At 35.4% G+C, this 20,346-nt stretch carries 21 protein-coding genes and 1 tRNA gene; 18 read left to right on the plus strand and 4 right to left on the minus strand.

Annotation, left to right across the window (positions count from 1 at the left end; all coding sequences use genetic code 11):
- The first annotated feature begins 8 nt into the window (after positions 1–8).
- From IPJ53_11650 to IPJ53_11660, 3 genes are read left to right on the plus strand one after another with little or no spacing between them, the layout of a single operon-like run.
- Entirely contained in the window at positions 9–356 is a 348-nt protein-coding gene (locus IPJ53_11650) for a DUF72 domain-containing protein (GenBank protein MBK7799758.1), read from the plus strand.
- Positions 349–2,430 (plus strand): polyphosphate kinase 1, encoded by a 2,082-nt coding sequence (ppk1, locus tag IPJ53_11655; GenBank protein MBK7799759.1) that lies wholly within the window; start codon positions 349–351, stop codon positions 2,428–2,430. Before IPJ53_11650 ends, ppk1 begins: the two co-directional genes overlap by 8 nt.
- A 6-nt stretch (positions 2,431–2,436) precedes the next feature.
- The gene (locus IPJ53_11660) at positions 2,437–2,805 is read left to right on the plus strand and encodes a divalent-cation tolerance protein CutA (protein ID MBK7799760.1); all 369 of its coding nucleotides are present in this window, start codon (positions 2,437–2,439) and stop codon (positions 2,803–2,805) included.
- On the opposite strand, the gene IPJ53_11665 is transcribed toward IPJ53_11660, so the two are convergent.
- Positions 2,777–3,430 (minus strand): ABC transporter ATP-binding protein, encoded by a 654-nt coding sequence (locus tag IPJ53_11665; protein MBK7799761.1) that lies wholly within the window; start codon positions 3,428–3,430, stop codon positions 2,777–2,779. The genes IPJ53_11660 and IPJ53_11665 overlap by 29 nt on opposite strands.
- A 211-nt stretch (positions 3,431–3,641) precedes the next feature.
- Between IPJ53_11665 and IPJ53_11670 the strand changes: the two genes are divergently transcribed.
- From IPJ53_11670 to ribB, 3 genes are all read left to right on the plus strand, one after another.
- Entirely contained in the window at positions 3,642–4,862 is a 1,221-nt protein-coding gene (locus IPJ53_11670) for a glycosyltransferase (GenBank protein MBK7799762.1), read from the plus strand.
- A 99-nt stretch (positions 4,863–4,961) separates the two neighbouring features.
- On the plus strand, positions 4,962–6,089 hold the full coding sequence (locus IPJ53_11675; protein MBK7799763.1) for a glycosyltransferase: 1,128 nt from the start codon (positions 4,962–4,964) through the stop codon (positions 6,087–6,089).
- Positions 6,090–7,187: a 3,4-dihydroxy-2-butanone-4-phosphate synthase gene (gene ribB / locus IPJ53_11680; GenBank protein MBK7799764.1), complete on the plus strand. Its 1,098-nt coding sequence runs from the start codon at positions 6,090–6,092 to the stop codon at positions 7,185–7,187.
- Here the strand turns inward: ribB and fsa are convergent, their stop codons facing one another.
- Both fsa and IPJ53_11690 read right to left on the minus strand, forming a co-directional pair.
- Positions 7,188–7,850: a fructose-6-phosphate aldolase gene (gene fsa, locus IPJ53_11685; GenBank protein ID MBK7799765.1), complete on the minus strand. Its 663-nt coding sequence runs from the start codon at positions 7,848–7,850 to the stop codon at positions 7,188–7,190. It abuts the gene before it with no gap.
- Positions 7,851–7,985: 135 nt separating this feature from the next.
- The gene (locus IPJ53_11690; protein ID MBK7799766.1) at positions 7,986–8,678 is read right to left on the minus strand and encodes an RNA pseudouridine synthase; all 693 of its coding nucleotides are present in this window, start codon (positions 8,676–8,678) and stop codon (positions 7,986–7,988) included.
- On the opposite strand from IPJ53_11690, the gene IPJ53_11695 reads away from it, so the two are divergent.
- The 3 genes from IPJ53_11695 to IPJ53_11705 all read left to right on the plus strand — a co-directional run bounded on the left by IPJ53_11695 (position 8,677) and on the right by IPJ53_11705 (position 11,464).
- Positions 8,677–9,522, plus strand: a complete 846-nt coding sequence (locus tag IPJ53_11695; protein MBK7799767.1) for a 1,4-dihydroxy-6-naphthoate synthase — start codon at positions 8,677–8,679, stop codon at positions 9,520–9,522. The genes IPJ53_11690 and IPJ53_11695 overlap by 2 nt on opposite strands.
- Before the next feature lie 491 nt (positions 9,523–10,013).
- The gene (gene ald / locus IPJ53_11700) at positions 10,014–11,126 is read left to right on the plus strand and encodes an alanine dehydrogenase (protein MBK7799768.1); all 1,113 of its coding nucleotides are present in this window, start codon (positions 10,014–10,016) and stop codon (positions 11,124–11,126) included.
- Positions 11,127–11,212: 86 nt separating this feature from the next.
- Positions 11,213–11,464: a DNA-binding protein gene (locus IPJ53_11705; protein ID MBK7799769.1), complete on the plus strand. Its 252-nt coding sequence runs from the start codon at positions 11,213–11,215 to the stop codon at positions 11,462–11,464.
- A 51-nt stretch (positions 11,465–11,515) separates the two neighbouring features.
- Here IPJ53_11705 and IPJ53_11710 read toward each other — a convergent pair whose 3' ends face one another.
- Positions 11,516–12,580, minus strand: coding sequence for a DUF3810 family protein (locus tag IPJ53_11710; protein ID MBK7799770.1), 1,065 nt, complete (start codon positions 12,578–12,580; stop codon positions 11,516–11,518).
- A gap of 84 nt (positions 12,581–12,664) precedes the next feature.
- On the opposite strand from IPJ53_11710, the gene trxA reads away from it, so the two are divergent.
- The 9 genes from trxA (at position 12,665) to IPJ53_11755 (ending at position 20,266) form a co-directional block, all read left to right on the plus strand.
- Positions 12,665–12,982, plus strand: coding sequence for a thioredoxin (gene trxA, locus IPJ53_11715; GenBank protein ID MBK7799771.1), 318 nt, complete (start codon positions 12,665–12,667; stop codon positions 12,980–12,982).
- A gap of 70 nt (positions 12,983–13,052) precedes the next feature.
- Positions 13,053–13,979: a DUF58 domain-containing protein gene (locus IPJ53_11720; protein ID MBK7799772.1), complete on the plus strand. Its 927-nt coding sequence runs from the start codon at positions 13,053–13,055 to the stop codon at positions 13,977–13,979.
- 27 nt (positions 13,980–14,006) lie between these two features.
- Complete coding sequence (locus IPJ53_11725; protein ID MBK7799773.1) at positions 14,007–14,756, plus strand: polyphosphate kinase; 750 nt, start codon at positions 14,007–14,009, stop codon at positions 14,754–14,756.
- Entirely contained in the window at positions 14,753–15,151 is a 399-nt protein-coding gene (locus IPJ53_11730) for an RNA-binding S4 domain-containing protein (GenBank protein MBK7799774.1), read from the plus strand. The genes IPJ53_11725 and IPJ53_11730 overlap by 4 nt, the downstream gene beginning before the upstream one ends.
- Before the next feature lie 89 nt (positions 15,152–15,240).
- Positions 15,241–15,314, plus strand: a tRNA-Ala gene (locus IPJ53_11735).
- Between the two features lie 63 nt (positions 15,315–15,377).
- A complete protein-coding gene (locus tag IPJ53_11740) occupies positions 15,378–16,037 on the plus strand; it encodes a murein L,D-transpeptidase catalytic domain family protein (protein ID MBK7799775.1) in 660 nt (219 codons plus the stop codon).
- A gap of 65 nt (positions 16,038–16,102) precedes the next feature.
- The gene (locus tag IPJ53_11745) at positions 16,103–17,764 is read left to right on the plus strand and encodes a L,D-transpeptidase family protein (GenBank protein ID MBK7799776.1); all 1,662 of its coding nucleotides are present in this window, start codon (positions 16,103–16,105) and stop codon (positions 17,762–17,764) included.
- A gap of 217 nt (positions 17,765–17,981) precedes the next feature.
- Positions 17,982–18,362 carry a LysM peptidoglycan-binding domain-containing protein gene (locus tag IPJ53_11750; GenBank protein ID MBK7799777.1) on the plus strand — a complete coding sequence of 127 codons (381 nt, stop codon included), beginning with the start codon at positions 17,982–17,984 and terminating at the stop codon, positions 18,360–18,362.
- 116 nt (positions 18,363–18,478) lie between these two features.
- Positions 18,479–20,266, plus strand: a complete 1,788-nt coding sequence (locus IPJ53_11755; GenBank protein ID MBK7799778.1) for an OmpA family protein — start codon at positions 18,479–18,481, stop codon at positions 20,264–20,266.
- Positions 20,267–20,346 lie beyond the last annotated feature (80 nt).

Here is a 20,346-nt window from a genome sequence, read left to right on the forward strand (position 1 = left end):
ATAACTTTTTGATTGAATTAAGGCACGAAAGTTGGTTTAAAGACAAACATGAATTGGAAGATTTATGTGCGTGGTTGGGACATTTGGATATAGGCTTGGTAATTACTGACACTCCGGGTAGAAGAGATGCCTGTCATATGGAAGTTTGTAGTCCCATTTTATTAATTAGGTACCTCTCAGATGGAAATGTCAGAAATGACGAAAAGCGGATAAATTCCTGGATCGAACAATTTCTTAACATAAGAAATGTTGGAATTAAGGAGTTCCATTTTTACCTTCACCTCCCAAATCCAACACAAATGGTCAGATATGCCGACTGTTTGCGAAAAAATATTGAGTATCGAATAAATGAATAATCTGCAACTTAAACATCATTACGAGTATATTGACCGGGATATCAGTTGGTTGGATTTCAATTATCGTGTCTTACAAGAAGCAAAGGACCCTACAGTTCCTTTAATTGAACGTATTAAATTTCTAGCGATTTATTCATCAAATCTAGGTGAATTTTTTAGGATCAGGGTAGCTCACCATAGAAATATAAAGATGCTTGGTAAAAAAACCAAAAGTCAATTGGAATACAGCCCAGGAACCTTGTTAAAAGAATTGTATAAAATTGTCAATCAACAATTAGATGAATTTAATGATATTTTTGACAATCAAATCCTACCGGCACTCTGCAAGGAAAATATATTTCTGCTCTCACACCGCGAGTTAAGCCAACAGCAGGAGCTTTTCATTGAATCGTTTTTTAAAGAAAATTTACTCCCATTTGTTCAACCGGTATTATTGATTGGTAATAAAATCAAGCCCTTTCTGAATAACTCAGAATTGTATCTGACTATTATTCTAAAATCAAAAGATGAGCCCGAATCCCCTGAGCAATATGGAATTGTTAAAATTCCTTCTGATCATTTGAAGAGATTTATAATACTCCCATCAGAAACGGACAGGCACAATGTTATACTTTTGGATGAAATTGTACGATTTTCATTAAAATGGCTTTTTCCTGGATACGATATTATACATTCTTACTCAATAAAACTTACGCGTGATGCAGAACTGTATATTGAAGATGAGTTTAGCGGTGACTTACTGGAAAAAATAAAGAAGGGACTTTTAAAACGAAACATAGGTCCAGCATCTAGATTGGTTTATGATCAGGCCATGCCAAAAGAGATGCTTAAATTTTTTCTTGATTTATTAGAAATACAGAAATCTGACTTAACTCCGGAAGGAAGATATCATAATAATTTTGACTTTTTCAATTTTCCAGATTTTGGCAAAAAACACTTAAGAAACAAAGTACTCAAACCACTTGTATACCTGCCATTTCATCAAAACACTAATCTGTTTTCAGCAATAGACGAGAAAGATCATCTATTGAATTTTCCTTACCACGAATATGAGCCGGTCATCCGTTTTTTCGAAGAAGCCGCCAGAGATCCTGACGTCACCCAAATCAAAATTACACAATATCGGGTCGCTAAAAAATCCAGAATTATGGATGCATTGATTAATGCAGCATCGGCAGGTAAAAGTGTTTTTGTCTTCATCGAAGTTAAGGCCCGATTTGATGAAGCTGCAAATCTCAACTGGGGAGAAGAAATGGAAAAAAACGGAATTAAAGTAAGGTATAGTTTTCCAGGCCTTAAAGTACATTCAAAGGCAGCAATTATTACAAAAAAATCAGAAAATGAAACAAAAAACTATGCCTATTTAAGTACCGGTAATTTCCATGAAGGAACTGCAAAGGCATATAGTGATTTTGGGCTTTTCACATCAGACCCAAGATTAACTCAAGAAGTAAACAGGATTTTTGGTTTCTTGGAAAATGTTAAATTGCCCACAGTTTCCTTTAAACATCTACTGGTAGGACAGTTTAATTTAAATGATGAACTGAAAGTTTTAATAGCTTTTGAAAAAGAACAAGCTCTAAAAGGACTTCCTTCAGGAATCATATTGAAGATGAATAGTATTCAGGATCCTGAAATGATAGATCTTCTTTATGATGCAGGTTTGGCAGGAGTTGATATAAAACTTATAATAAGAGGAATCTGCTGCCTAATTCCAGGAAAACCAGGACTTAGTGACCACATAGAAGGTATTAGTATATTGGATCGTTTTTTGGAACACGCTCGTGTATACTATTTTTTAAATGGTGGAGAAGAAAAGGTGTTGCTTTCTTCAGCAGACTGGATGGTCAGAAATCTGCATTTTAGAATAGAAACAGCTTTTCCTATTTACACACCTGAACATAAAAAGATGATTATTGAAATACTTAAAATACAATTAGAGGACAATATAAAAGCCAGAAGTTTAAATCACTTAACGATTAATCAATTTAGAAAAAATAATTCCGGACGAAAAATGAGATCACAATTGGAAACGTACAAATACTTAAAAAAACGTAATGTTGATTTTATCTAAATTAAAATGAAAAAAATCAAACACCGCCTGATATACTTTCATGTTCCATGCCCTGATAAAATTAGTGCTGATAAACTAGGAGATTTGAGCGTTCAAAATAGGTTGGCGGCCTGCGCACATATTTTCCCTATTACTTCAATTTTCGAATGGCAAGGAAAAGTAAATAAAGAAAATGAACACCTTTTAATACTAAAAACAACCAAAAAAAAATCTGACCTACTAGAATCTTTTATTGCGAAAAAACACCATTACGACATCCCATGTATACTCAAGATTAAAGGAAGCTGTAACGCCTCCTACTATGAATGGGTTAAGCAGCAAGTAAAAAAGCCCCCCATTAAAATCACTAAGAAACGATCAAACCATCCTTCATAACATAGGTCTTTTGCGTTTTTGAAGCTATCGATGGATCATGAGTGACAATTAACATGGTCATATTTAGTTCATCTCTCAATTTAAAAAGTAACTTAAGTACTTCTGAAGAATTTTCCTGATCCAGATTTCCTGTAGGCTCGTCAGCCAGAAGAATCTTTGGATGGTTAAGCAATGCCCTCGCCAGGGCGACCCTTTGTTGTTCTCCGCCAGACAATTGACCTGGCTTATGAGACATTCGTTCATTTAAACCCAAATAATCCAACAATTCTTTCCCATAATTGAGTATAGATTGCTCAGGATCACCCGCAATAAAACCAGGCAAGCAGACATTTTCCAATGCCGTTAACTCCGCAAGTAAATGATGAAATTGAAAAATAAAACCAATATTTCTATTTCGAAAATTCGAAAGATCCTTTTCTGACCACTTTGAGGTGCTTTCGCCATTTAACAATAGGTTTCCCCGATCAGCCCGGTCCAATGTACCAATAATATGGAGCAAAGTGCTTTTTCCAGCACCGGATGAACCCACAATGCTGGTAAGCTCACCTTCTTTAATATTCAAATTGACCCCCTTTAGCACAGGAAGCTTTTGATAGCTTTTTTCGATTCCTTCACAACAAATCATTGACTCTCTAATGGTTATAAAATATGCCCCATTCCAAAATAATCACAATGTATGACCTTTGGACTATGCAAAATCAGGACAAATATCTAAATTTGCCCTGTTTATTAAAATTATTCCATCAGAAGCCACATTATTTAATACTCTTACGTTCTACATTTGATCACTTTTATAAGATTCTGACTAAAAGCCTTTCACACACCATCGATAACTTATGAAAATTCTGCTTCTCTGTAAAAAATTTCCCTACCCTTTAAAGGATGGTGAAGCTATTGCAGTGAACCAATTAAGCAAGTCATTGACTGAAAATGGATGTGAAGTAACGCTTTTAGCTATGAATACAAGCAGGCATCATTACAAAGGCAATGGCTCCCTTCCAAAAGAGCTTAGCCACTTTAAAGAAATTCACACAGTGGATGTGGACAATCAAATCACTCCCTGGGGGGCATTCAAGAACCTCTTCACAACAGAATCTTATCATATTTCTCGTTTTGTCTCAGAGGAATTTGCACAGAAACTTACTTGTGTTTTAAAAGAAAACCAATTTGACATCGTCCAGCTTGAAACGCTTTATTTAGCTCCTTATTTGAAATTCATCAAAGACAATTCAGAGGCCATTGTTGTTATGCGTGCACACAATATTGAACATGAAATATGGCATAGGATTTCTGATCAAATCAAATTTATTCCAAAAAAAATATATTTGAACTATTTGGCAAAAAAGCTTAAGAAGTTTGAAATTGAAAAATTAAATGAATACGATTTTTTAGTTGCGATTACAGAAAGAGATTTAGAAATGTTTAAATCCTTGGGTTATAAGAATGGCTGTTTGGCAACTCCTGTAGGCTTTGATCTTAAAGAATATCAACCTGAATATTCCGCTTTTAAAAAAGAGCTTAATCTATCATTTATTGGATCTTTGGATTGGATGCCAAATATTGAAGGACTTAGATGGTTTTTGAGCGAGGTCTGGCCGTTACTGCATTCCAAATTTCCAAATTTAAAGTTTCATTTTGCAGGTAGAAATGCTCCAAAAGATCTTGCTAACATACAATTACCCGGAGTTATTTTCCATAAAGATGTCTCTGACAGCAAGGATTTCATGCTTGAATATCCAATTTTAATAGTGCCCATATTTGCGGGTTCAGGAATTAGAGTTAAAATTCTTGAAGCGATGGCCCTTGGAAGGGTTGTGATCACCAGTTCAATTGGCTTAGAGGGCATTCCTGCCAAACACTTAGATCAAGTTATCCTGGCCAATTCTGCAGAAGACTATATCCATAGCATTCAAATGTGCTACGATGGAAAAATTAATCTTTTGAACCTGGGACAATCAGCCAGAAATTTTGTTCACAACAATTTTGACAGCTCTAAGCTAGCAGAAAAATTATTGACCGCTTATCAAAATGTTATTGATTCTCCAAGCCACCTTTAACTGTGTTAGGTACTGATGGAGGTCTTCTATAAAATAATATTCATTTTAAGTATTTCCCTGTTTTTGCACAGTTACTTCTTCTATCCTGTCTCGTTGGAAATGATAAACTTATTTAAAAAGAAAAAATTCCCCAAGGCTGAACTAGATGAAGATGATGACTTGCCGATTGTTTCCAGCATAACTTCAGTGTATAATGAATCTTCGATAATTGAATTAAAGTTGATTTCTTTGCTGGAATCAGATTATCCTCAAAGCAAATTAAATGTATTTGTAGGTTCTGATAGTTCAGTGGATGGTTCTGATGAAATTATTAAGAAACTTACTTTAAGATACCCAAATCTCAAATTTTTCCAATTCACTCAAAGAAGAGGAAAAGCTTCTGTAATTAACGATTTATTGGATGAGGCATTGAATTTAAATCCCAAATCTTCCAGACATGTAATATTATACAATGACGCAAATGTGATTCTATCCAAAAACACCATTAGAAAATTGATTAGAAATTTTAAAGATGAAAAAGTTGTTTTGGTGGATTCCAGAATCATTCCTGAAAACCTTAGGAAAGATGGTATTTCAAAATCGGAAAATAAATACATGAATCTTGAAATCAGGATCAAGAATCTAGAAGGTGAAATTTGGGGTACCATGATGGGAGCTTTTGGCGGTTGCTTTAGTATTCGATCAAACTACACCAGTAAAGTTCCTGAAAATTTTTTGATGGATGATTTTTATATTTCTATGTCCGCATTGGGTTTGGGAGGCAAGTGCATTAATGACTTAGAAGCTATTTGTTATGAAGGTATCCCAAATCAAATCCAAGAAGAATTCAGGAGGAAAACAAGAATTTCTGCCGGTAATTTTCAGAACCTGACAGTTTTCTATCATTTTTTAATTTCTAGGCCTTTTTCCAGAGCTTATGTATTCTTTTCACACAAAGTTTTGAGATGGATTGGTCCATTCCTGTTAATTTTAATTTGGCTTTCTGCCCTAGGCCTATCATTTAGTAATCCTTGGCCTTATCTCAGTATTTTTATAATTATTAATTTGTTTTACTTTATCATACCACTTACAGACTGGTTGATGAGTAAAATAGGGATACATATTAAAATTTTGCGAGGGATCAGATATTTTATTTTGATGAACTTTGCTCTATTAAATGGGTTTATAAAATTTATTAAAGGCATTGAAAACAGTGCCTGGCAACCACCAAAAAGAACTGTCAGCTAAATGGTAAAGTTTAATTCTATCGAAGATGCCATCACAGATTTTAAGAAGGGAAAAATCTTGATAGTGGTAGATAATGAAGATCGTGAAAATGAAGGGGACTTTATTTGTGCAGCAGAAACCATTACCCCTGAAATTGTAAACTTTATGGCTACTCATGGAAGAGGTTTAATTTGTGCCCCTTTCACTGAAAGCAGGGCTGATGAATTAAATTTACCATTGATGGTCCGTTCAAACACCTCCTTGCACGAAACCGCCTTTACAGTTTCGGTCGATTTAATCGGGCATGGGTGCAGTACAGGAATTTCTGCATATGACCGTGCTCTGACTTTGAAAGGCCTTGCGGATCCAAATTTTATTGCCAGCGACTTTGCAAGACCCGGGCACATATTCCCATTAAGGGCAAAATATGGTGGCGTATTACAAAGGGCTGGGCATACGGAAGCAACCATTGATTTAGCCAGAATGGCTGGCATGCAGCCGGTCGGTGCATTAATTGAAATTCTTAATGAAGATGGAAGCATGGCCAGACTCCCACAGCTGGTTGAGAAAGCACAAAAATTTGACCTCAAAATAATATCAATCAGTGATTTAATTGAATACAGGCTTAGAAGTGAGCGCCTTGTAAAATCTGAAGACAGATGGTCTCAACAAATTATGGGGTCTGATTTTGAAATTATCCAATACGGTCAGGTAAATTCAGGGGAAAAGCACATAGCCCTAGTAAAAGGTAAAATAAATCCAGAACAAACTGTATTGGTCCGAGCTCAATACTGCGACAGTCTAGCTGAAATTATCGATCTATTAATTCATAAAGATCAAAGCCTGTTGTCCAAAGCATTTAAAAAAATTGAAGAGAGTGAATGTGGAGTCTTGCTATTAATCACCAACGAAAGCAAAGAGAAAGACCCAATGTCAAAGCTTTTTTCGGATAAGCCAAAGATTATTAGACCAGAACAAGATCAAAGGGAAATTGGGATTGGTAGTCAAATACTTAGAGATCTTGGTATCAGAAACATGAAACTCCTTAGCAATAAACCTAAGAAAAATATAGCTTTGGAAGCTTATGGACTAAATTTAGAAGGGTATGTTGCTTTTTGATCAGCTAAGTTTCTGAGCTTTTTTGTGGTCATCTAAAAATTTTTCCAGGCCAATATCTGTTAGGGGATGCTTTAAAAGCCCCAAAATAGCATCGAGTGGACATGTCACAACATCTGCCCCTGCTTTAGCAGCTTCTACAATTTGTCTGGAGGTACGGATAGAAGCAGCTAAAATTTCTGTTTCGTAACCTTGAAGAGTATAAATTTCGAAAATATCAGAAATTAACTGAATTCCATCCCAATTTGAATCATCTATGCGGCCAATAAAAGGAGATAAATAAGTAGCTCCAGCTTTGGCTGCCAATATCGCCTGTCCTGCACTAAAGACTAAAGTACAGTTAGTCTTTATACCTAAAGTGTTGAACTCACAAATTGCTTTGATGCCTTCTTTAATCATAGGAATTTTCACAACAATATTATCAGCAATTTCTGCCAATTCTTTTCCCTCCCTTAACATGCCTTCCAAATCTGTAGAAATGACTTCTGCACTTACATCGCCATCCACTAAATCACAAATCTTTTTGTAATGAGTATAAATATTTTGTTTTCCAGTTATTCCTTCTTTAGCCATCAGGCTGGGATTGGTTGTAACACCATCAAGAATACCGAGTGCTTTTGCTTCAGCGATCTGTGCAAGATTGGCTGTGTCAATAAAAAATTTCATGGACTTGTGAGATTGATGTAAAAAAAAAGTAAGAGTCCATCGCACCGCTCGACCTCATACCCTTGCTGCATTTCTGCCCTGGGGGATTAGAAGGAGCTGGTCGTGAACCCTTACCGGATGCAAAAATAGATTTTTCTAATTTAACAATGGAAAAAATTCGTCCATTCCTTTCCAATACCCAGTTGGATTAGGAAAATGAGTCCAGACCATCCTTTCTTTGAGCACCGGATGGGTAATTGCAACTTTATAAGCATAGAGGCAGAGTTCATAGGAGGGTTTTGGAAGACTTTTGCCGTATTTGACATCCCCCAATAAGGGACAGCCGATATAGGCCATTTGGGCCCTGATTTGATGTGAACGACCGGTAATAAGTTTGATCTGAAACAAAAACTTGCCATCCTTACTCCCAATCAATTTGTAGTTTAGCCTTGCGTCCTTTGACCCAGGCACTTCCTTCTCATAAACCTTTGAAAGATTAATCTTCTCATCTTTCACCATGTAATGAATTAATTGATCTTCATCCTTTGGAGGTCTACAATCGCTTATTGCCAGGTAATATTTGTCTACAGTACGTGCTTTAATTTGGTCATGCAGTCTGGTAAAGGCTTTAGAAGTTTTGGCCAAAATCAATAATCCTCCCACTGGTCTGTCAATCCTTTGAAGCAATCCAAGATAAACTTCTCCTGGTTTATGGTACTTGACCTTCAAATAATTTTTGATGATGTCAATTAAGTTTGGGTGTCCTGTCTCATCACCTTGGGATAAAAGTCCAGGATATTTCTCCAGGACTATTATATGGTTATCTTCGTAAATTATTTTGGGAAGCATGTCTGGAGGCAAAAATAGGATTAAGCTAGCGATTTCACCTTGTCCAAATGATACCTTTATTTTTGGACCGATGATCCTAGGTTTAACAGACCAACAATATGGTTTAACAAAAACGGACATTCAGACAGATTATTTTGACATTCAGACTCTTAATGAGTTAGCACTCTTTCATAAATATGATATCATCAAGGTGAGTGCTGCGCATGCACTTTCGATTTCTGATCATTATGATTTTTTTACTTGCGGTGGGGCTATGGGGCTGAACTGCGGGCCTTTACTCATAACAAAAAATGAAATTGATAGTGCCCCAATTAATACTAGGTCTGTAATACTACCTGGCAAAAATACAACCGCCCGATTTTTGTTTGAATTCGCCTTTCCCGAGGCTAAGTCACTATTTTTTGGAACATTTTCAGAAATTGAGGATTTGGTTCAGAAAGAAGTTTATCCATATGGGGTCATAATCCATGAAAACAGGTTTACTTATCAGTCCAAAGGATTGGTCAAAATCCTGGATTTAGGTGAATATTGGAATCAAGAGACTGGTTTTCCAATTCCACTAGGCTTAATTGGTGTAAAAAAAGAGTTGGACATCAATTTAAAAATTAAAATTAAAGATCAAATCGTTTCATCCCTTGCCTATGCAACTGAACATGTCGATCAAATATTCTCTTATATTAAATCACATGCTCAGGAATTAGACAAAGAAGTCATATTTCAACACATTGACCTCTATGTGAATGAATTCAGCCATGACCTGGGTGACACTGGTAAGTCTGCTGTAAATGAATTATTTAAATCTGCTCAAGCAGCTAAAACAACTTCAACAATAAATTTTATTTAGCAGATAATCAATAAAATATAAATTAAATTTAATAATTATATTCAATACACCTATAATTTAATGTGTTACATATTAAATATTTGCACAATGCATATTATCTTTACACTGTGTAAGTTTTGGTTATTAATTGTAAAAATTGTTAAGTGTCCATGAAATGTCATGGACACTTTTTTTATGCCAATTTCTTACTTTAATTTAAGCTTTTCACTTTAATACCTAGTCTAGGTTCTCAAAAATCTAATTTGAATATTTTTAAAAGATCACAGAACACCGCCAAACTCAATATTGAATACCATTTTTTTTTAATGACTGATATTTTTTCGAAGTTCTGATAGAATTGGCATGATAATTGGATACATCTTAATCGAGTTTTGAGTTTTGGTTATTAAATGAAGATTTGCCCGTATAACGTATGCGGGCATTCTTTTTTTATGAGAATTCCCTCCCTGTTCACTCAAAATCGTAATTTCGCGGGATTAAAACAATCAACCATGATTATAGGAGTTCCAAAAGAAATCAAATCAAACGAAAACAGAGTTGCTTTAACCCCCGCCGGAGCCCTTGAACTCACGAAACGTGGGCATCAAGTTTACGTGCAAAGTACTGCAGGTGTTGGCAGTGGATTCACCAATGAAAATTACATCAGTGCAGGTGCCAAAATATTGAATAGCATTGAAGAAATATATCATATCGCGGATATGATTATTAAAGTCAAGGAACCTATTGAGTCAGAATATAAGCTCATTAAAAAAGACCAATTGCTGTTTACTTACTTCCATTTTGCTTCTTATGAGCCTCTCACTAATGCTATGATTCAAAGTGGCGCGGTATGTCTTGCATACGAAACCGTTGAATTACCTGACAGAAGCCTCCCACTGTTAATCCCTATGTCTGAAGTCGCAGGCCGTATGGCTATCCAAGAAGGAGCAAAATATCTTGAAAAGCCTCAAAAGGGTAAAGGAATTCTATTGGGGGGAGTGCCTGGTGTGCCTCCTGCTAAAGTTCTGGTACTTGGCGGGGGGGTTGTGGGTACGCAAGCTGCTAAAATGGCTGCCGGATTAGGTGCACAAGTAACTTTAATGGACATTAGCCTTAATCGGTTACGCTATTTGGCAGATGTGATGCCGGCAAACGTACATACAATGTTTTCGAATGAATTAACGATTAGAGAATTAGTAAGGAGCCATGACTTAATAGTCGGAGCAGTTTTAATTCCTGGAGCAAAAGCTCCAAGTTTGGTCACCAGAGATATGCTGTCAACTATGCACCCTGGAACCGTTTTGGTGGATGTGGCCATAGATCAGGGTGGGTGCATAGAGACCTCTAAACCTACCACACACGATGATCCGATTTACATTATTGATGAGGTCGTGCATTATTGTGTTGCGAATATGCCTGGTGCCGTTCCTTACACATCCACAGTGGCACTAACAAATGCCACACTTCCTTATGCCATTCAATTAGCTGATAAAGGATGGAGAAAAGCCTGTTCGGAAAATAAATCCCTTATGCTGGGATTAAATGTTGTTGGTGGAAAGGTTGTTTATGAGGGAGTTGCCAAGGCGTTCAATTTGACCTACACAAAAGTTGAAGATGTAATTTAAAATTTTGATAAAAAATTTGGTACCTATGGTAAAATCATCATAACTTAAGGTGTTATTTCATTGTTCACATTTCAAACTTATAAAATATGTATATTACTTTGGAAGAACTTCGTCAAATTAAGCATCTATTGCCCAGTGGCAGTATCAAGCGCATAGCTGATGAGTTAAACATTGACGAACAAGCAGTTAGAAATTATTTTGGAGCGAATCATTTGGAGAATTCAGGTAACCACTTGCAGGCTGGTCCGAACGGTGGGATTGTGCAGATAGAGAATATGGAAATTCTCAATTTGGCAAAAAAAATATTAGATGAAGAGAATATTGCACATTCCAATTAACTAAAAAAATATCCAATTCATTTCTGGGCCTGAATTGTCAGGCCTTTTTTTTTATTTATAATTACCTTTATTTTGATAATTAATCACCCATTTTACCATTCCGCTGTAACTATTACTTCCTCCCTCCACTCCATTAAGTTTTAGGTAGGTATCATACAGCCAATCCCTCAGTGCAGGTAGTATTTCCGGAAATTTATCGGCATGATTGTCTATCGATTTCAGATCAAACTTGATTGAATTTGAAATCTCTTCTGAGTACCTGTGGAATAGCTTCGGATCCAACCTAGATGCATTATTCATAAGATATTTCCAATAGCTCAATTCTGCACTGTATCGGATCATTTTACTATTACTTTTTCTACAAGCCAGTAAAGCTACAAAATTGCATTCCCCTTCATCAGTCCATCCAAATCCATGGGCTAATTCATGTGCCATGGTAAAGGGAATTATCAGTGAATCAAGCCCTGCATCAACATATCCCTCCCCTGAAAATGGCCAGTAGATACCAGCAGTTCCGAAAACAAGCAGACATCCTTCAGGGCGTAAAACACGAACTCTTACTCGATCTAGTCCCACCACTAAAAGTTCCTTAAAAGTACTTTTAACTAAACTTCGAAGATGCTCTTCTACTGCTTGAAAATCCAGGATCATTGAGTCAGCCTCTAAACCAGCTCTTAAATGACATAAATCTTGGGTTGTATTATTTATCTCTCTTTCAAAATCCTTTCGTTCAATCTCATGATCCAATGACAAGCGCTCATTCAAAGGAACCCTTAAATAGTTAAACCCCCATAAATAATAAAAAAAAGAAAGATGCAGGATTAACAAACCCAAGCATTTTTGAAATCCCTTCCAAAATGAAAGATCCCCAAACACATGAAGGTAGATTAGAATTAAAATAAAAATTAATTGAAAGAGAATCCAGTAATATGACAAAGGGAATACACTGAAAAATGACAAATTACCCCATATATATCGGATTGATGAATAAACAGTAGTTACATAATATTTTTCCATTTTTTCCGGCGGAAGTGAATACAAAATCACTCCATACACCAGGCAGAGGCATAAGATAATGATACTTATTAACAAAAACTTATCTAATTTAAACTTCATATAAACTCTTCAAAATTAATGTCTATATTTAACAGTTGAACCAATTGACAATAAATCTTGTTTTCTCAGTTAAAATAATTAAAGATGGCATTTGAATTTACAGACAGCAACTTTCAGGAAAGTGCTTTGGCAAAAGACGGTGTAGCCGTTGTTGATTTCTGGGCAGAATGGTGTGGTCCTTGCCGATTAGTTGGACCCATTATTGATGAGCTTTCAAAAGAGTATGAAGGTAAGGTAACGATTGGTAAACTAAACGTAGACCATAATCCACAGGTTTCCATGCAGTTTGGTGTACGATCAATTCCAACCATACTTTTCATAAAAGAAGGCCAAATTGTTGAAAAACATGTCGGGACTGCTACAAAGGCAACTCTCAAGCAAAAAATTGATGCCCTGGTTTAACTTTCAAGAACCAAGGCAATAAACAAGCCCTTATCTTTGTTACGGTAGGGGCTTATTTATTTTAATATGTATGAATTTTTTTGATCAGTTTCCTGTACAGGCATTTAATCATCTAGAGCTTTTAGCCAACCAGGTGGTAGAAGGGTTCATTATAGGTAAGCATAAATCTCCATTTCATGGTTTTAGTGTAGAATTTGCCGAACACAGACTTTACAACATTGGCGAAACCACCAAAGACCTGGATTGGAAAGTTTATGCTAGAACCGATAAATTATTTATTAAGAAATTTGAGGAAGAGACAAATCTCAGATGTCAAATTGTCATAGACACTTCCTCTTCTATGTACTTTCCAGAAGAAAAATTAAATAATGGCCTGGTTCTTAATAAACTGAAGTTTTCTGCACTTGGAGCAGCCTGCATTATGAATATTCTACGCAAACAGCGGGATGCTTTCGGCATAAGTCTTTTTGATGAAAAACTAAATTTTCAATCACAAACTAAATCAAGCACAACACACTATCAGTTGCTGCTGAGTTTTCTTGAAAAATGGATCCATGACTTCGACTTAAACAGGAAAAGTTCTACAGCACAGGCATTGCATGAAATTGCAGATCAAATTCATAAAAGATCGATGGTTGTAATCTTTAGTGATATGTTTGATGATACTGATAAAACAGATGATTTGTTTGGAGCTCTTCAGCATCTTAAACATAACAAGCATGAAGTTTTGCTCTTCCATGTTGTAGATAAGAAACTGGAGATTGATTTTGATTTTGAAAACAGGCCATATCAATTTGTTGATATGGAAACCGGAGAAAAGGTTCGTTTACAAGCGCATCAAATAAAAGACCGATATGTAGAAAAGATGCAAGAATATCATAATTCCATAAAAAACAAATGCATTCAGTACAGAATTGATTATCATGAAGCAGACATCAATCAGGGTTACGATTATATTCTGCAATCATTTCTTGGTAAAAGGAAGAAAATGCAATAAGTCTTTTAATTTATTTAATTAAATTTTATGAGTAAAATAATTCTAAGTAAAATTTCTACTGACGCCCCTGCCAAGGCGGAAAAAGAAAAATTAGTAAAAGAAACTCAAAAACTTGCCAAGCAAATTGGAGAATTTGCTGACAAATTTTATGCAGAAAAAAAGCATAGTTTGCTAGTGGTTCTGCAAGGGATGGATGCAAGTGGAAAGGATGGGGTTGCAAAAAGTGTATTTACCTATTGTGCCCCTTTAGTGGTTGATGCTCATCCTTTTAAAAAACCATCAGAAGAAGAAATGCAGCACGATTTTCTTTGGAGGGTTCACAAGTTTGTCCCTGCAAAAGGTCAGATTAAAATATTTATAAGATCCCATTACGAAGACATTTTAATCCAAAGAGTTCATAATTGGATAAATGACGATCGTGCCCACATGAGACTGGAGGCCATTAACAACTTCGAAAAAATACTACAAGAAGATAACAACACGACCATATTGAAATTTTATCTGCATCTATCTCATAAAAAACAACTAGAAAAAATAGAAGAAAGAAGAACTGCCATCGATAAACAATGGAAATACAATCCTCAGGACTTTGAGGAAAGCAAGTTATGGGATAAATATATGAGATATTATGAATCAGCCATCAACGGCAGTGAAGTTCCCTGGATAATAGTACCTTCAGACCAAAGATGGTATCGCAATTATTTTGTAGCAAAAAAAGTTTTCGATACTTTGAAAAATTTGAATCCCGAATACCCAAGGATAGATAGTATAAAATGAGAATAGATAAATGGCTTTGGGCTGTCCGTTTTTACAAATCCAGAACATTAGCAGCTTTGTCATGCAAATCTTCAAAGGTTAAAATAAATGGGCATGAGGCTAAGTCTTCAAGTTCAATAAAAATCGGTGATATTATAGAAATTAAAAAGAATGGGTTTTTTCTAAAGTACCAAGCTTTAGGTTTACCCGAAAAGAGAACAAGCGCTCCCCTTGCCAGTCTCGCCTTTTCAAACCTGACTCCACCAGAGGAATTAAATAAATATAATGAAGCTTACCGCGAATCATCCTATTTTGTTGTGAGAGAAAAAGGTGCAGGACGTCCAACTAAAAAAGAAAGGCGTGAAATAGAATTGCATCATTTAGAATCAAACGAATGGCCGGATTTTGAAGACTAATGAATAAATTTTAATAAAAAGATATTACCTTTGCGTTAAGTTGCTAAAATCCCTTAAAGTTAGGGAGTTTTCACTATAAAATTAGTCTTGGGGGTTTAGCTCAGCTGGCTAGAGCGCTTGCATGGCATGCAAGAGGTCGTCGGTTCGACTCCGATAACCTCCACTTTTTTTTTAACTAAGGGAACCTTTTGATACATTATTTTGATTTAATAATAAATGAGAAATTATGCTAAGATTATTTTTCTTAATATCTTCCCTATTAATTTTCTTTGTTTTAACCAATCACTCAATAACTCCTCATACCAAAGTATGCCATATTACAGATGAAGACAATTTAGTAAATCTGTACCAAAAGTGCGAATTAAGTGGGATGTTAAGTTTTGATGTGTTTTCAAAAGCAGTTGCCGGTATCCAAAAATTCCATCCTAAAAAGAAAATTATTTCAATTTGTGACTTCACCCTACCCTCTTTCAAAGAGCGTTTTTTTGTAATTGATTTGGAAAAGGCAAAATTAGTAACTACAAGCTTAGTTGCCCATGGAAAAAATTCAGGGCTTATAATGGCAAATTCATTTTCAAATAAGCCAAATTCTTTGCAATCCAGTTTAGGGTTTTATATTGTTGGACAAAAAATTATTAGCCCCAAGCATGGGGACGCTTTATTACTGGAAGGATTAGAAAAAGGTGTTAATGATCAAGCCAGGAATAGAGAAATTATAATTCATGCTGCTGATTATGTAAGTAAAGATTTTATTGAAAGAAATGGTAAATTGGGAAGGAGTTTTGGTTGTCCAGCATTACCTGAGGCAATTTTAAACTCAATTTTACCTACCATCAGAAATGGCAGTTTGCTTTATATTCATGGTCAACAGAATCCAAAATCCTAATGCCTGTCTCATTATAGGATTGGATAGTCACCTATCCAAGGCTGACAAAAAAATGCTTGTCGGGAATGATCTCTAAACAAGCTTTTCTCTATTTAATATTAGTATTGCTAGGTAGCCAGTTTCTCTTCAGCACTTCCTGTGGCCAACAAAAAGGGAGTGTCAGTCTGCTTATTCAAGACACCACCATTTACTCTCGGACCAATTTTACAAATTTAACACTTGATCAAGTAAAATTTGCTGAACAATTAGACAGTGCCTTTCTAGATTCGAATATTTGTAAAGAAATTATATCATTTTATGATAGGAGAAATAACCAGCTTGCCTGGTTTACTGAAAATGGAATTTCAGAAGCTGCTTTTAATTTTAGAAGCCTGGTAGATTTGTTCAAACTTCAATTTGGTGACAGTACCATAAAGTTGGATTTATTAGATCAAGTTTATGAAAAATTAAGCCTTGATTCTAATTACTTTTTCAAACATCCCGACGAGATTAATCATGTCGAATTTTTTCTTACCAAATCATTTTTCGAATATGCACATAAAGTATATTTTGGAATAAATAAAAGCCCAAAGGATCTTGAATGGTACATACCCAGAAAGAAGAAAAACTATGGCCAATTGTTAGAGAGCATTGTTAAAAAAGACAAGGATTTTTCAAAATACGAACCAATAAATCCATTTTATCAGGACCTCAAAGCAAAACTAATTTATTTAAATTCAGTTTTTTTACAACTTGAAGAACTTAACAAGGAAATCCAAACACTGCAATTTTATAATCTGACTGTAGACTCCATCCCCGAAACAATTGTTAAATATTTAAAATTATTAGGAGATTATTCTTTTAACAAATATGACTGTCCCTTATTTCAAACTTCCATTCAAAATTATCAAAGAAGGCATGGAATAAATACATCAGGTCAGCTGGACAGTTTTACTATGGCATTGTTAAAGATTCCTCCCGACCAAATATTAAAAAAAATAATTGTTAACATGGAGCGTTTGAGATGGCTATCTGACACTATTCCCGATCGTCTCATCTTGGTCAATATCCCAGACTACAAATTATTCGTCTTTGACTCTTCCAAATACCAATGGGAAATGAATGTTGTAGTTGGCAAAAACATTCATGCCACAAACATTTTTGCCGGAAATATGCAATACATCGTATTTAATCCCTATTGGGTTGTACCTACAAGCATTATAAAAAATGAAATTCTTCCATCTCTCAAAAAAGATCTGAATTACATCAGCCGAAATGAAATGGAGGTATTGCAAGGAGATAAAATAATAAATGCAAATCGAATTAATTGGAGCAGGTACAAGGATAGGACTCCATTTACTATTCGCCAAAAACCCGGTTCGAAAAATGCATTGGGAAAAATCAAATTTATATTCCCCAACAATTTCAATATTTACCTTCATGATACCCCTGCGAAGTCGCTGTTCAAAGAGCAAAGAAGAGGATTTAGTCATGGATGTATAAGATTAGAAGAGCCCTTTAAACTCGCAGAATACTTATTAAGTTACAATCGAAATTATACTTCCAATGAGATAAAAAAGCTTTATGCCTCATCTAAAGAAACATGGGTCGTACTTCCAAAGCCAATCCCAGTGCTAATCTGTTATTTTACATCTTGGGTTGACATCAATGGAAACCTTAATTTTAGAGAAGATATTTATAATCACGATTTAAAGTTGGAGCATGAAATCTTTGGTGAAACAAGATAAATTTGTACCCAAGATCTAATTTTCCACAAACGATTCTAATCAAAAAAATGTAATATAACCAATTTGGATTAGCCTAATTGAAGATTTAGCAAAAAACGATTACGATTAAGTTGCTAAGTCTAGGTTTTTGTATCAATTTACTAAATATTGAATTTTAAGGAACTATTTTTTCTTGATATATGTTGTAGTAGCATTATTTCACAATTAAATTTGTTTTATGAGTTTACAAGATAAGTATAAGTCAGTTTTGGATCTTGGTACAGAATTAGGAATTAAGGACGGATTTGTTCAAGAGGAAAATGGCGTGTTAAAAATGGGAGGAGTTGCTGCTACCCAATACCAAAAAGATCAAATTTGGGATAAAATAAAGTCTATCGGTGGCGAAAATCCCGGTGATTTAGTCGCTGACATCAAAGTCAGTGATACCTCATATTATACCAAGCATACTGTTGCAAAAGGAGAAAGTTTGAGTTTGATTGCCAAAAAATACTTCAAAGATCCTATGAAATACAAGGCTATTTTTGAGGCGAATACAAATATTTTAAAAGATCCAGATTTAATACATCCAGGTCAGGAATTAGTGATTCCAAACCTTTAAGATATCTTTGCTTTATGAAAAGGCCTTGGCGTAATTCCAGGGCCTTTTTTTTTCAATTACCCAAACCGTAAAACTAATTTGTTCCAATTATCGTTATTTGCCTAAAACTAAATTCAATGCTTCGAACTAGGATATTTTTCATAGGCTGTTATTTTTCTACATTAGCCATCCTTTCCTCCCAAAATACCGAAACAAATGCAGTCGTAGAAAATTACTCCAAACTTGATCCAGGTGAAGCGGTACGTGCGATCCTAATTGATAAACAGAATTATAAATGGCTTGGCACAGACAAAGGGTTATACCGACTCATCAGCATGGATTCAGATCCTGAATTAATCAGTGCAGACTCCATTACAGGATTAACCGAGGATAAGAAGGAAATGGTTTGGTATGGCAATCGATCACAGCAATTGAACACTGAGGATCACAACCAAACCATCACACTGGGTGCCACAAATGCAAAAATAAGCTGCATGACTTACTACAAAGGGGATATTTGGGTAGGCACTGACCAAGGTCTATTCAGAGTTTCTGATGATCAGGGTAAAGTATTGCAACATCATAAAACCAGTAACTCCAAACTTAAATCAAATCAAATAAACATGCTCTTTGCTGATCCAGAAGGGAAACTATGGGTAGGCACCGATAATGGGGTTGTTATTATTGAAAAAAATGATTGGGATGCTTATGAAAAAGAGCATAAAATAACCGGAGCCGTAGCTACAAAAGAAGGAATTTGGCTCTTGGCAGAAAAGAAAATGTGGTTAATATACAAAGAAGAAGGACGAGACCGGTGGCAGGATGCTGCTGTAAAAAGAGGTTTAAGTTCAGGGCCCGTTAGAGCTATCGTCGCTGATAGTAAAGGTCAAATTTATGTAGCTTCTGAAATTCTTGTTAAATTCGATCCCTACACTGATAAAAGTCTTCAAATTGATAAAGATTATGGATTTGTATCCGCTCAAACTCTGTCGTTAGCTTGTGATAAAAATGATGATTTATGGGTGGGAACTGCAGACAGAGGCTTATTTAGGATTGATATTATTGAAGGAGAAGTTGAAGAATTGTCGGTAGTTGCCTTTTCCAAGGGAGAAATTAAATGCCCCGGAGCAAAAACTGCCTCCATAACCGTTATAACACGAGGGGGGAAAACACCTTACAGCTACCAATGGAACGTACCAGAACTTTCAGGGAGTAAAGCTGATTCAGTAGGAGCCGGGCAGTATTCTGTCACCGTAACAGATGCTGAAGGCGAGGAATTTGTGACAGCTGTACAGATCAAGGAACCTGAATCTATATCAGTTGAAATTTTATCAAAACAAAGGGTGTCCGAAATAAACAGAAAGGATGGCAAAGCGAATATAAAGGTTTCAGGAGGCTCTGCTCCATATAGAATTATATGGGATAATGGTCGAACCGGCGCATCTGTTACAAATTTATCTGCAGGAAAACACATTGTAAAAATTTATGACCAAAATCAATGTTTCCAATCCGCAAACCTTTACATAGAAGCACCAAGGGCAATTCCGGAATTAGAAAGAGAAAAATTAGCTGTAGGCCAAACCTTAAGGATTAATGAACTCTATTTCACAGCTGATTCTTCTATAATTTCAAGTGAGTCTTACCCAGTCATTGATGAAATCTTTGAATTCCTTTCTAAAAACAAAGACATTGTAATTGAAATCGGCGGACATACCAATGGGATTCCACCACATGAATATTGTGATAAGCTTTCTGCACAAAGAGCAAAAAATGTAGCAAATTACCTTTATGAAAAAGGGATTCCATTTGATCAAATATCCCATAGAGGTTATGGAAAACGTGTACCTATTGCTTCTAATGAAACCTTATCAGGAAGGCAAAAAAACCAACGTGTAGAAATGAAAATTATCAGTTTGGCCAAATAGGCTGATTTATTTAATATGATTGAATTGATTCGGATTCAATATATATTACATATTTATATATATTTGTGCTTAATTTGTTA

This window comes from Candidatus Vicinibacter affinis (genome assembly GCA_016714365.1).
Classification (GTDB): domain Bacteria; phylum Bacteroidota; class Bacteroidia; order Chitinophagales; family Saprospiraceae; genus Vicinibacter; species Vicinibacter affinis.

Bases quoted from the DNA above. Each gene is read 5' to 3' on its own strand.
- ppk1 (MBK7799759.1), top strand. From the start codon at position 349: ATGAATAATCTGCAACTTAAACATCATTACGAGTATATTGACCGGGAT.
- IPJ53_11660 (MBK7799760.1), top strand. From the start codon at position 2,437: ATGAAAAAAATCAAACACCGCCTGATATACTTTCATGTTCCATGCCCT.
- IPJ53_11665 (MBK7799761.1), bottom strand. From the start codon at position 3,430: ATGATTTGTTGTGAAGGAATCGAAAAAAGCTATCAAAAGCTTCCTGTG.
- IPJ53_11670 (MBK7799762.1), top strand. From the start codon at position 3,642: ATGAAAATTCTGCTTCTCTGTAAAAAATTTCCCTACCCTTTAAAGGAT.
- IPJ53_11675 (MBK7799763.1), top strand. From the start codon at position 4,962: ATGATAAACTTATTTAAAAAGAAAAAATTCCCCAAGGCTGAACTAGAT.
- ribB (MBK7799764.1), top strand. From the start codon at position 6,090: ATGGTAAAGTTTAATTCTATCGAAGATGCCATCACAGATTTTAAGAAG.
- fsa (MBK7799765.1), bottom strand. From the start codon at position 7,850: ATGAAATTTTTTATTGACACAGCCAATCTTGCACAGATCGCTGAAGCA.
- IPJ53_11695 (MBK7799767.1), top strand. From the start codon at position 8,677: ATGTCTGGAGGCAAAAATAGGATTAAGCTAGCGATTTCACCTTGTCCA.
- IPJ53_11690 (MBK7799766.1), bottom strand. From the start codon at position 8,678: ATGCTTCCCAAAATAATTTACGAAGATAACCATATAATAGTCCTGGAG.
- ald (MBK7799768.1), top strand. From the start codon at position 10,014: ATGATTATAGGAGTTCCAAAAGAAATCAAATCAAACGAAAACAGAGTT.
- IPJ53_11705 (MBK7799769.1), top strand. From the start codon at position 11,213: ATGTATATTACTTTGGAAGAACTTCGTCAAATTAAGCATCTATTGCCC.
- IPJ53_11710 (MBK7799770.1), bottom strand. From the start codon at position 12,580: ATGAAGTTTAAATTAGATAAGTTTTTGTTAATAAGTATCATTATCTTA.
- trxA (MBK7799771.1), top strand. From the start codon at position 12,665: ATGGCATTTGAATTTACAGACAGCAACTTTCAGGAAAGTGCTTTGGCA.
- IPJ53_11720 (MBK7799772.1), top strand. From the start codon at position 13,053: ATGAATTTTTTTGATCAGTTTCCTGTACAGGCATTTAATCATCTAGAG.
- IPJ53_11725 (MBK7799773.1), top strand. From the start codon at position 14,007: ATGAGTAAAATAATTCTAAGTAAAATTTCTACTGACGCCCCTGCCAAG.
- IPJ53_11730 (MBK7799774.1), top strand. From the start codon at position 14,753: ATGAGAATAGATAAATGGCTTTGGGCTGTCCGTTTTTACAAATCCAGA.
- IPJ53_11740 (MBK7799775.1), top strand. From the start codon at position 15,378: ATGCTAAGATTATTTTTCTTAATATCTTCCCTATTAATTTTCTTTGTT.
- IPJ53_11745 (MBK7799776.1), top strand. From the start codon at position 16,103: ATGATCTCTAAACAAGCTTTTCTCTATTTAATATTAGTATTGCTAGGT.
- IPJ53_11750 (MBK7799777.1), top strand. From the start codon at position 17,982: ATGAGTTTACAAGATAAGTATAAGTCAGTTTTGGATCTTGGTACAGAA.
- IPJ53_11755 (MBK7799778.1), top strand. From the start codon at position 18,479: ATGCTTCGAACTAGGATATTTTTCATAGGCTGTTATTTTTCTACATTA.